Genomic DNA, 11,434 nt, shown 5'->3' on the forward strand with positions numbered 1-11,434 from the left:
TTTTTTTGCCGAACTATGCGCCCAAAATCCTAACTTTTTGAGCATAAAGAGCTGAAAACCACATACTTTTTCAAGATCTAAAAAGGCTAAAACCTTTATATGTAAAAGCTTTGATATTTATTCAGCAAGCCCTAATTAGTGATGAAAAACCTATCTTCTTACACAGGGCAAATATCCCTATTATTCCCGCTCATTACTCCCTACTCCCTACTCTTATAAGTATTCAAGCGGACATGATATTATTCTTCTACGAAAGGCAATAATTCTAACTGATAACGATACAAAGCTACGGGATGATTACCTGCCACAAAATAATCAGGGTCTTGAGGTGATAAATAAATAGCAGTTATCTGATTTGCCTCAATTATTTCTCCTTGATTTTCATCGATAATGTGATGATAATCTGTAGTTGTTTCTACCTCATTTAAGTAAATCATAGTCTCACCCTGAAATAGTTGCTGAGTTATTTCGCAGGTAATAAAATTATCTGAGTTTAATTGTTCCCTTGCCCTACCAGTAATAACTGAAACTAACTCCAGATTATCTCGCAAAATAGTTGTCTGACGATTAGGATTATTTTGGTCAATTTTTACAGATAAAATTGCATCGTCGCCCAAAAGTGCTTTGCCAATATTTAATCCGTTAAATTCTCGATCTGCAATAACTGCTTCTGGAGGTAAGTATGATTTTTCAGTAGACCAATATATAGGCAAATTAATTAATTTTTGTTGGGATATTTCTTCGATATTCAAGTTTGGCTCGAACTTAATAAATCTAACTTGAAAATTTACTGATTGATGCAAATACTTACGATTATTTTCAAAACCTGGCGTAACAATTTCTGGAGCCAATGGTGCAACCATATCTATTAAAGTGCTTTTAACATTCCAACTTCCTGCCATCCAGTCTGGATAAATTAAGTCTTCTTTAGCAATGCTAATTGATGGTTTATTTTCCCAGTTAGGAAAATCGTTAATTCTGGAAGTAAGTGTTCCTGCTATTGCATTATTAGCTTGAAGCAAAATAATTGTAATTAAAGATAAACTCCAAATTACTTGCCAGAAATTTTGATGATTTTTTCTAGATTTTTGCATTATTATAGTCGAGATTATTTTTTTAATAATTTCCTAGTGGAAAAAGGCAGAAGGCAGGAGGCAGAAGGCAGAAGGCAGAAGGGAAGAAAGGTTATTGTACAAGCTTTTAAAACTTTTTTATAGTTAGTTATTTCCGCCATCCTGCAATAGTGTACCATTTATACCAAATTGATAAATATTTGCTACAAATAGCTAGGATATTTTTTAGGAGTCAGGAGTCATAATTCAGGAGTCGTATGGGAATAGATTTAATACCATTTTTGATGTTGTAAATTATTTTTTTCCTCAAATAGACTTTTATATAAAGTCTTTTTATGGCGCTTATTATTCGTAATATTCTTTTTTTTAAGTAGAACGGTGCAAAAAAACAGCAAGTTAGTAACGAAAAGTAAATTTGTCAAAAACTCTCTTCCCTTCTGCCTTCTGCCCTCTGCCTCCTGCCTTTTCATAACGATAATTTTCAATACCAACCTACTTATACTACCTAATAATTATACTCAAGTATCTTGATAATTTAAAAATGAACTTAAAGTAACACAATCTCCTTGTTCTTGAGATTCAAATAAGGCTTCTTCTGCTGCTAAAAACAGACTACTAGCTTCATTTTCGCTAGGAATTGTACAAGCAATTCCTATACTCATAGTTACTATAGAATTAGGTAAATTAGTCAACATATCTCTGTCAGGAGATAAAATCAATTCTTTGATTTCCCAGATAATCATTTCAGCAATTTCTATTGCTTTTCCACCATCTTTTTTCGGGCAAATTATTATAAAATGTTCGTTTTCTTTGTGGGAATGTACATTTTTAATATCCTGTAAAATTAGAGAAATTTTTTTTGATATAATTTGTAAACAATTCTGACTAAATCTAGTTCCATATTGATTTTGATAAACTGTATAATTATCTATTCCACCTAAAATCAAAGCAATAGGATAATTTTCAGCAACTATATTATCCCATTCAATCTTAGTAAAGAAGTTAAAAAAATCATGATTACTCATTTTTACAGAATTAATATTTGTAAAAATTTGTGGATGTCTATCGTCTTGATTTTTGGTTTTTTCTGCCACAGTTTTATCGCTTGTATCCCCTAGTTTTTGCCCTTGAAAATAGAGAGAATATAACTTACAGCAAGGAACACAAATATTTCCATCTATTTTGACTAATCCTAAATTTTCTAGTTGATAAGTAATCATCGGTTCCAATTGAATATTAGTTGTCTCTGTAATTAGCTGTGTAAATATAGCTGCCAGTTTTGGTTGTTTTTGCAATACCATCCATAAACTGCGTAAATAATCACTATAAATTCCTCTCTGAGTAGGAGCATCTCTTAATAATTCTTCAAAAGTTAAATTGTGATGATATAAATTATCTAAAGCTAAATGTACTAAATAGGGATGTCCGCCTACTAAATTCATCAATTCTTGTATTTGTTCTTCTTGCAAATTCAGTTTATAACGTTGAGCAAAATCTTTAACTTGTTCTAGTGTAAATTCAGATAATTTAATGGCTAAACCAAGATTAAATGGCGATTGATTCACACTTAATGAAACATATATTTCAGTAGTATGAACTAACACTAATCGTAGTTTTTGCCAAATTTCTACTATCCGAGCTTGTTCATGCCAAAATCGTAATAATGGTAAAAAATCTTGAGTAATTTTAGTATATTTAAAAACGTAATTAACTTCTTTGAAAATCAACACTACAGGAGTATCAATTTCATGTAATAATTCTTCAAAAAAAATCGTACAACAAACCTTATATCCTATATCCGCGTCCCAATAATCATCTATATTAGAAGTAGATTTTAGCTGTCTAGTAAGGCTAATACAAAACCAACGTAAAAATTTTTCTGTACTCTCAAAAACTGCTGCATCAGTCTCTAAAAAATCTATAGTTATGACTCGGTAATCTAAAGTTTTAGTGTAGTTAATCAATCGTAGTAGGAAAGAAGTTTTTCCCACTTGTCTCGGCCCTCTAATCCTAATCAAACTACCTGGAGTAGCAATTTCTTGATATGCACGTTCTTCGTAAGGCGATCGCTCGATATAAAATCTGGAGTTAAGTGCTATGGGTGTTCCTGGACTATCTGGCCTGGGATCTATACTTTCTGAGTGAGGAATATATGTCATCAGATTTAAAAGATTGTGTATACATTTATAGCAGTTTTAGCTTTATTAGACTACAGTTCTATATAAGGTATCTACAAGAATTATAGTTTTTACTGAGTATTCTATATTACTAAAAACTGCCCTGATTTATATTCAGATATAGCAATTTAAAATAAATAGTGAAAAATTCAAAAATAGATGAAATTTTCGTAATTCCCACCCTTGTTTTCTAGCTCCTAAATTATATGGATATTCTCTACCAATTCCAAATATAAGGCTAATTTTATGTAAGCATTTCCTCGGGAATGCTGCGCAAACAGTTGACGATCAAAGCTTTATTAATTCTCTTACTACAAAAGTTGGCTCTCTTGCCATTAAAGTCTATTTTAATTTAAACACTATCCTATATGAGAGAGTCTTGTTGCTGAAGTCCGCAGTTCCTCCGCAGGAGGCTAGCTGACAACTAATAACTGAATGCTTACAATTTTATTTGTATAAAAATAATATTATTTTATTTCGTATTTACATTCTCAATTTAGTTCAATATCTTTCTTTATTAAGAAATACATAATAATACCAACTACTACCGGAAAATTGATAATTTATATCATGTCCGGTTGAACAGTTACAAATAATACCATTTCTCAAAAGTAATGCTACGTTTGGAAGGTGGTAAAAATAACTGGAAAAATCACAGAGGTTAGTTAACAATCAAATTAAGGCAATAAATAGTATTTATAAATAGAAAATCCAAGTATAGCAAAGTTTTTGAGAATTGGTATAAACTACTCATAATTCTGAATTTAGACATCTTCAATAATAAAAAATCAAATCAACTATCGTAAAGAAATTATCAATTCTTTCCCCCTACTGCCTGCTGCCTACTCCCTACTCCCTCTTTTCAGAATTTAGACATCTCCAATAATAAAAAATCAAATCAACTATCGTAAAGAAATTATCAATTCTTTCCCCCTACTGCCTACTCCCTACTCCCTACTCCCTACTCCCTCTTTTCAGAATTTAGACATCTTCAATAATAAAAAATCAAATCAACTATCGTAAAGAAATTATCAATTCTTTCCCCCTACTGCCTACTCCCTACTCCCTACTCCCTCTTTTCAGAATTTAGACATCTTCAATAATAAAAAATCAAATCAACTATCGTAAAGAAATTATCAATTCTTTCCCCCTACTGCCTACTCCCTACTCCCTACTCCCTCTTTTCAGAATTTAGACATCTTCAATAATAAAAAATCAAATCAACTATCGTAAAGAAATTATCAATTCTTTCCCCCTACTGCCTACTCCCTACTCCCTACTCCCTCTTTTCTGAATTTAGACATCTTCAATAATAAAAAATCAAATCAACTATCGTAAAGAAATTATCAATTCTTTCCCCCCCTACTGCCTACTCCCTACTCCCTACTCCCTCTTTTCTGAATTTAGACATCTTCAATAATAAAAAATCAAATCAACTATCGTAAAGAAATTATCAATTCTTTCCCCCTACTGCCTACTCCCTACTCCCTACTCCCTCTTTTCAGAATTTAGACATCTCCAATAATAAAAAATCAAATCAACTATCGTAAAGAAATTATCAATTCTTTCCCCCTACTGCCTACTCCCTACTCCCTACTCCCTACTCCCTCTTTTCTGAAGATGTCTATTACGATTTAATCTAACAAAATATAACCTGTCAATAAATAGTCACAACCAACAGCACGGATACTAACATTTTCTAACTCAATAGCTTCCGTCATCTTAATTAATCCTAAATCTCCCACAGGGGAAGGTGCTCCTTGCCCACCAATAATTTTAGGAGCAATAAAAGTCCATATTTTCTGCACCGCACCATCAGCGATCGCCCTTGCAGCCAAAGTGCCCCCACATTCCCAAAGTACAGAAAGAAAGCCACGATTATAGAGATTTTCCATGACCTTTACCGGAGTCAATGATGAAACTTCTATTACTTCAACCCCTTTTTGCCTCAAATATTGCTGAAATTCTTGATTAGACCCTACTTCTGTAAACACTAAAGTATTAGCTTCATCCACATCCCATAAATTAGCCTCTCTAGGTAAATCTAGACAGCGACTCATAACCACCCGCAAAGGATTATCCATCTGACTGCTGCGACTCGTCAAAAGTGGATTATCTCGACGCACCGTATTCCCTCCAATAATCACCGCATCACAAGCAACCCGTAACTTATGTACTTCACTCCGCGCTGCGGGTGATGTCACCCATGCACTATGGCCTGTAGTAGTAGCAATTTTGCCATCAAGAGTCATGGCATATTTCAAAATTCCAAAAGGTTTTTGGTGGAGTATTCGGTGAATAAAAGCTTCATTTAGTTGACGACATTCAGCTTCTAACACTCCAACCACCACTTGAATACCCGCTTCTCGTAATTTGGCGATACCACTACCTGCAACTAAAGGGTTCGGATCGATCATTCCAACCACAACCTTTGCCACACCTGCTGCAATTAAAGCTTCCGTACAAGGTGGCGTGCGTCCATAGTGATTACATGGTTCTAAACTCACATAGACAGTCGCTCCTTTTGCTTTTTCACCCGCCTCCTTGAGAGCAAAAACTTCTGCATGAGGATGACCTGCACCAGGATGAAACCCTGTTCCCACAATTTGGCCATTTTGAGCGATCGCACAACCTACCATGGGATTAGGGGCAGTTTTACCTAAAGCACGTTGGGCCAGTTCTAGACAATAACCCATGATTACCCGGTCAAATTTTTTTTGATTTTCACTTCGATCTAATTCTGACATCTTCAAATTTTTAGCTTCAAAGTACAAATTAAATAGGGTTTGCTGAAAAAGTCTTTTAGTAGGGGTAGGAGACAGGAGACAGGAGACAGGAGACAGGAGGAATAGGGAATGAGCGAGGAGGTAGGATTCATTAATTGATAATGGATAATGGATAATTGATAATTACCTCTGTTTAAAACCGAGAGGATTGAACATAAGGAAATATTATTTCTTTTTTTCCCCTTAAAAGGGGAGGCTTTAAACCAGAATTGTTTAATAATTAATAATTAATAATTAATAATTCGGTAAGAATTATCCCTTAATTTTTCTGCCCAACTCTTACACAAATACTAACTTTTTGAGCTTTCTTAGCCGAAAATATGGTACTTTTTTTCAACCTAATAAAGCTGAAACTTTTATATGTAAATACTTTGATAGTTAATCAGCAAGCCCTAAATAGACTTCTTGCAAAAGTCAGGGAATAGGCAATAGGCAATAGGCAATAGGGAGATTAAATTGTTGATTTCATATTCCGTTCCGGAATGCTCTATAAACGAGGGTGTCTCAAAAAAAATCTGCTGATTGCTATTTGCGCAGCATTCCGCAGGAAAAACTGACTGCTGAGGTGCTTCTTTAACTACTCTTAAGACGCTCCATTAATGCTTCAAATCTAGACTTAGCTACTGTACTATTGTCTGTTAATTTTTCAGTATTATCATTCTTATAAGTATCTTGATAAAGCAAATTTTGATGTTCGCTAAAGCGAGTTACAGTACCTCGTAATCGAGTCGATAAAAACTTAGTAATTGCTCGATAAAATCTGAGAGAAAATAATACGTCTTGCTCTAACTTTTCATTTAATTTTTGTTTAGGGATAGACAGAATTAAAGTATTTTCTATCGCCTTTACAGTAGCAGATGGTAATCGACCATCTACAAAAGACATCTCTCCCAAAATTTCACCAGAAGTAATAATGCCTATTTCTTGATTTCCCACACTAGCTACATAAGCTTTCATTGTGCCATCAAGTACAATATAAAGAGCATCAATTGGTTGACCTTCATGGATTAATATAGTGTTAGTAGTAATCTTTTCCTTACTACCATTAGCAATCATCCAATCAATGTCACGATTGCTTAATTCCCCTAAAATAGCTAACACTTTACTCATAGGATATTTGTTTAATAATACATTATTTCTAAATGACTTAACTTAAGTATTTAACTGGACATAATACATTAAACCTGAAACGGCGATTTATTCTTACTATACAGATTTTAGCAACATTAATACCAACGATCAAAAATAATACTATAGCAACCAGGAATCAGAGGTGAGAATTGAGGTATTCCTTTAAAGTATAAAATATGGCAGTTATCTTATTCATATATATTCGTTTTTTTCTTTTTCCCTGTTCCCAGCTCCGGTGCTCCCTGTTCCCTATTCCCTAAAAGTCTCCAATCTCTCACAAATAAAATCATATAAAGTATAAAATATGGCAGTTATCTTATTCATATATATTCGTTTTTTTCTTTTTCCCAGCTCCGGTGTTCCCAGCTCCGGTGTTCCCAGCTCCGGTGTTCCCTGTTCCCTATTCCCTAAAAGTCTCCAATATCTCACAAATAAAATCATATAAAGCATAAAATATGGCAGTTATCTTATTCATATATATTCGTTTTTTTCTTTTTCCCAGCTCCGGTGTTCCCAGCTCCGGTGTTCCCAGCTCCGGTGTTCCCAGCTCCGGTGTTCCCAGCTCCGGTGTTCCCTATTCCCTATTCCCTAAAAGTCTCCAATATCTCACAAATAAAATCATATTGCTATATAAAAATGAATTTGGAATTTTATGCCTACTATAAAGGCCGATCTTAATATTTCTTACCAAAAAATTAAGGTATAAAGCCTATCCAATCGACCAATAAAAGAAAAAAAATCCTTTTAGCCAATCCTCATTCTTTATAGAACCCCTGATCGTATCTTTTAGCTCTCTCCAGAAAAGAGGGAGTAGGGAGTAGGGAACCCACCCCTCGCCCCTCCCAGGAGGGGAAATAATTGATGACACGCCCTACGATAATTGATTTTATTTTTAATGATTGGAGATTTCTTTTGAGGATTAAAGATATATGCTTAAGTCAAGTATACTAGCGATTGCTGACGCAAAGCTCCGAAGATCGCCTAAATTTTTAGAGATACTAAACAGGTTCTATAAGAAGAGATAATTATTAATTATTAATTATTAATTGTTGAACTCATCTCTATCATTATTTTTCTTCTTTTTTCTCCCTGTAAGCATTACTGAATAGTTACAAAATCCCAAAACAATTACAAATCAAAAATGATTGACTGTCTTGAGTGCGTAACTCTGAGGAAACCTCACCAATTAGCACTCGCTTTTAAATGCATGACTTTTAACTTCCGCGTAGCCACACTATTAATTTTGTAAATCGAAGGGCTTGATAAGTTTATCGATCGCTCTGATGAGCTTAATATTTTAACTATTTATTTAACAATAGTTCACAAAGTTAGTTACTATAGTTTAAGATGAGTTTAACTTTTTCCTAGTCTATCCATAGACCAAATAATTTATCACTTTGAAAAGAGTTATAAAAGCTAATAATCCTGATAAGGAGTAAAAATATAACCATGACTTACAATTACCCTTCAACTACCGACAAACATTTAGAAAATTATCTTGAGATAGATAAACCAGAAGAAGCTTGTGGTGTTTTCGGAATTTACGCCCCAGAAGAAGATGTAACTAAACTCACCTATTTTGGCTTGTATGCATTACAGCATCGAGGTCAAGAATCTGCAGGAATTGCTACTTTTCAAGATGATAAAGTTTACATACATAAAGGAATGGGGCTAGTATCTCAAGTATTTAATGAGTCCATCTTACAACAGTTGCCTGGTAATATAGGAATTGGTCATACTCGTTATTCCACTACAGGATCTAGCCAGATTATTAATGCTCAACCTGCTCTTGTTGAGACTTCTCTTGGGCCTTTGGCTATAGCACATAATGGTAATCTTGTCAATACACAACTATTAAAAAAAGAACTAATCAACCGTGGATGTAACTTTAAAAGCACCACAGATTCAGAAATGATTGCATTAGCGATCGCCACAGAAGTTAAAACTGGTAAAAGCTGGCTAGAAGCTGCTATTAGTGCTTTTCATTTATGTAAAGGAGCTTTCAGTTTAACCATTGGTACTCCAGAAGGTCTAATGGGAGTACGAGACCCCCATGGTATACGGCCCCTTGTGATTGGTACTTTAGAAGATATCAAGCCAAAAAGATATGTCCTCGCCTCAGAAACCTGTGCTTTAGATATTATTGGAGCAGAATATCTCCGAGATGTTGAACCTGGAGAGTTAGTTTGGATTACAGAAGAAGGTATGGCTTCCTTCCACTGGAATCAGAAACCACAAAGGAAGCTATGTATTTTTGAAATGATTTATTTTGCCCGCCCTGATAGCATTATGGAAGGTGGTAGTTTATACAGCTACAGACTAAAAATAGGACGCCAGTTAGCAAGAGAATCTTTAACAGAGGCAGATATGGTAATAGGCGTTCCTGATTCTGGTATTCCAGCAGCTATAGGTTTTTCTCAAGAATCAGGTATTCCCTATGCTGAGGGATTAATTAAAAATCGCTATGTTGGTCGTACCTTTATTCAGCCAACTCAACACATGAGAGAATCAGGTATCCGAATGAAACTTAACCCTCTCAGAGATGTATTAGAAGGTAAGCGAGTGATTATAGTTGACGATTCCATTGTGCGTGGCAACACCAGTAAAAAAATCGTTAAAGCTTTGCGAGATTCTGGCGCAACAGAAGTTCACATGAGAATTTCTTCTCCACCAGTAACTCATCCCTGTTTTTATGGCATTGATACAGATAACCAGGAGCAATTAATTGGAGCCACAAAATCAGTTGCAGAAATTGCTGAACAAATAGGGGTTGACTCTCTCGCATACTTGAGTTGGCAGGGAATGTTAACAGCAACAGATGAAGATCCTAATACTTTTTGTTCTGCCTGTTTTACTGGTGATTATCCTATTCCTTTGCCAGATAAATTGAAGCGTTCAAAATTAATGCTAGAAAATCCAGTTCAAGTTTAAAAATTAATGCTAGAAAATCCAGTTCAAGTTTAAATAGTATTATTTGACATCCTCCCCGGCCTGAAGGCACGGGGATTCCTACCGAGCCGAAGCCCCTCGGCGGGTTGACGCCTCACAGGCTGCTGCTACTTTTGCAGTAGTCTTACGCTTGCCTCCACGTCCGTTTAGTGTCTCGGACTGCCCGCCCGCGACTAATATATTTATCGCTGCATTCTCGTCTAAGAACATGTTTTGCACCACAGTTGAGACACTCCCATTCTCGCACTTGAAGGTCTAACTTTCCACCTTTGAATCCACAGCTAGAGCAAGTTTGAGATGTGGGTTCAAGGGCGACTAATTACTCTGAAATCGCGACCATATTTTTCAGCAATTCCATCTAAAAATGTTCTGAAGGTTCTCCATCCTAAATCGGATATAGCTCTGGATAATTTACGGTTTTTAACCATACCAGAAACGTTGTTATACTTCTAAAACAACTGTTTGGTTTTCACGAATTATTTCAGTAGATAATTTATGTAGAAAATCTGTCAAGCGTATCTTTCAGTTTGCCATGGAACTTAGCAACTCTAATCCTTGCTTTTTCATACCTTTTAGACCCTTTAGTTTTATGAGATAAAGACTTACTTAACTTTCTTAACTTCTTAATTCGTTTCTTTAGTGGCTTAGGAGCATCAACCTTTGTACCATCACTAAATGTAGCAAAAGTTTTAATACCTAAATCTATACCTACTGAATTATCAGTTTTAGGTAAGATTTCTGGTTGTATTTCTACTACAAAACTCAAGAAATATCTATGAGCGGAATCTTTGATTACTGTTACTGATGATGGAGCAGTAGGTAATTCTCACAGGCGATACAATTTTCAGCTTTCCAATCTTGGCTAAATAAATTTTGTGTTGACCAACTTTAAATCCTCACGAGTGTAAACCTCGCAGTTTGCTTTGACTTTCTACTTTTAAATCGCGGAGCGTTGCGAGGAACGAAGCAATCTGGAGGTTTAACAGGTTTACCTTTTCTCTTGCCTTGAGTTGATTTAAAAAAGTTAGAGCAACGCCTGATTTAAATCATTCAAAGATTGCTGCAATGGTATATTAGAAACCTCTGACAACCATTCTCTGCATTCAGTCTTTTTAGCTTGAGTAATAAAAAGCTTTTGTAGTTCTGGATTAGTAGATTTCTTTTCTCCTGATTTATACCTATTTTGGCAGAAAGCTAGACTATCATTCACTCGCCACACGGACACAGCCAAATAGCTTGGCGCTCTCGGTATTTTTGTCCCGGGGTTGGATATATACGGTACTTAAATCTAGCTTTCATAACTTGACGCATCAAACTA

General features: G+C 35.0%; 11 protein-coding genes. 1 reads left to right on the top strand and 10 read right to left on the bottom strand.

What is annotated here, in order from left to right; translation table 11 throughout:
- Nucleotides 1-239: 239 nt before the first annotated feature.
- From F6K54_RS30150 to F6K54_RS43260, 5 genes are all read right to left on the bottom strand, one after another.
- A complete protein-coding gene (locus F6K54_RS30150) occupies nucleotides 240-1,094 on the bottom strand; it encodes a DUF6816 family protein (RefSeq protein WP_293086102.1) in 855 nt (284 codons plus the stop codon).
- 497 nt (nucleotides 1,095-1,591) lie between these two features.
- A complete protein-coding gene (locus F6K54_RS30155) occupies nucleotides 1,592-3,232 on the bottom strand; it encodes an AAA-like domain-containing protein (protein ID WP_293086105.1) in 1,641 nt (546 codons plus the stop codon).
- Between the two features lie 1,652 nt (nucleotides 3,233-4,884).
- Entirely contained in the window at nucleotides 4,885-5,997 is a 1,113-nt protein-coding gene (ribD, locus tag F6K54_RS30160) for a bifunctional diaminohydroxyphosphoribosylaminopyrimidine deaminase/5-amino-6-(5-phosphoribosylamino)uracil reductase RibD (protein WP_293086107.1), read from the bottom strand.
- Nucleotides 5,998-6,609: 612 nt separating this feature from the next.
- On the bottom strand, nucleotides 6,610-7,146 hold the full coding sequence (locus F6K54_RS30165) for a cyclic nucleotide-binding domain-containing protein (protein ID WP_293086110.1): 537 nt from the start codon (nucleotides 7,144-7,146) through the stop codon (nucleotides 6,610-6,612).
- Nucleotides 7,147-7,634: 488 nt separating this feature from the next.
- The gene (locus tag F6K54_RS43260; RefSeq protein ID WP_366558273.1) at nucleotides 7,635-7,745 is read right to left on the bottom strand and encodes a hypothetical protein; all 111 of its coding nucleotides are present in this window, start codon (nucleotides 7,743-7,745) and stop codon (nucleotides 7,635-7,637) included.
- Nucleotides 7,746-8,616: 871 nt separating this feature from the next.
- Here F6K54_RS43260 and purF point away from each other — a divergent pair.
- On the top strand, nucleotides 8,617-10,098 hold the full coding sequence (gene purF, locus F6K54_RS30170) for an amidophosphoribosyltransferase (protein ID WP_293086113.1): 1,482 nt from the start codon (nucleotides 8,617-8,619) through the stop codon (nucleotides 10,096-10,098).
- 78 nt (nucleotides 10,099-10,176) lie between these two features.
- Here the strand turns inward: purF and F6K54_RS30175 are convergent, their stop codons facing one another.
- From F6K54_RS30175 to F6K54_RS30195, 5 genes are all read right to left on the bottom strand, one after another.
- On the bottom strand, nucleotides 10,177-10,326 hold the full coding sequence (locus tag F6K54_RS30175) for a hypothetical protein (RefSeq protein ID WP_293086115.1): 150 nt from the start codon (nucleotides 10,324-10,326) through the stop codon (nucleotides 10,177-10,179).
- 95 nt (nucleotides 10,327-10,421) lie between these two features.
- Nucleotides 10,422-10,544: a hypothetical protein gene (locus tag F6K54_RS30180; protein WP_293086117.1), complete on the bottom strand. Its 123-nt coding sequence runs from the start codon at nucleotides 10,542-10,544 to the stop codon at nucleotides 10,422-10,424.
- 65 nt (nucleotides 10,545-10,609) lie between these two features.
- Nucleotides 10,610-10,882, bottom strand: a complete 273-nt coding sequence (locus tag F6K54_RS30185; RefSeq protein WP_293086119.1) for a transposase — start codon at nucleotides 10,880-10,882, stop codon at nucleotides 10,610-10,612.
- A gap of 258 nt (nucleotides 10,883-11,140) precedes the next feature.
- Nucleotides 11,141-11,335, bottom strand: coding sequence for a hypothetical protein (locus tag F6K54_RS30190; RefSeq protein WP_293086121.1), 195 nt, complete (start codon nucleotides 11,333-11,335; stop codon nucleotides 11,141-11,143).
- Entirely contained in the window at nucleotides 11,323-11,427 is a 105-nt protein-coding gene (locus F6K54_RS30195) for a helix-turn-helix domain-containing protein (protein ID WP_366558014.1), read from the bottom strand. The genes F6K54_RS30190 and F6K54_RS30195 overlap by 13 nt, the downstream gene beginning before the upstream one ends.
- Nucleotides 11,428-11,434: the final 7 nt, after the last annotated feature.

This window comes from Okeania sp. SIO3B5, assembly GCF_010692555.1.
Taxonomy (GTDB): Bacteria; Cyanobacteriota; Cyanobacteriia; order Cyanobacteriales; family Microcoleaceae; genus Okeania.

What these genes read in the sequence shown, in the direction of transcription:
- F6K54_RS30180 (WP_293086117.1), bottom strand. Translation starts at nt 10,544, where the DNA reads ATGGTTAAAAACCGTAAATTATCCAGAGCTATATCCGATTTAGGATGG.
- F6K54_RS30195 (WP_366558014.1), bottom strand. Translation starts at nt 11,427, where the DNA reads ATGCGTCAAGTTATGAAAGCTAGATTTAAGTACCGTATATATCCAACC.
- F6K54_RS30165 (WP_293086110.1), bottom strand. Translation starts at nt 7,146, where the DNA reads ATGAGTAAAGTGTTAGCTATTTTAGGGGAATTAAGCAATCGTGACATT.
- F6K54_RS30175 (WP_293086115.1), bottom strand. Translation starts at nt 10,326, where the DNA reads ATGTTCTTAGACGAGAATGCAGCGATAAATATATTAGTCGCGGGCGGG.
- ribD (WP_293086107.1), bottom strand. Translation starts at nt 5,997, where the DNA reads ATGTCAGAATTAGATCGAAGTGAAAATCAAAAAAAATTTGACCGGGTA.
- F6K54_RS30150 (WP_293086102.1), bottom strand. Translation starts at nt 1,094, where the DNA reads ATGCAAAAATCTAGAAAAAATCATCAAAATTTCTGGCAAGTAATTTGG.
- purF (WP_293086113.1), top strand. Translation starts at nt 8,617, where the DNA reads ATGACTTACAATTACCCTTCAACTACCGACAAACATTTAGAAAATTAT.
- F6K54_RS30155 (WP_293086105.1), bottom strand. Translation starts at nt 3,232, where the DNA reads ATGACATATATTCCTCACTCAGAAAGTATAGATCCCAGGCCAGATAGT.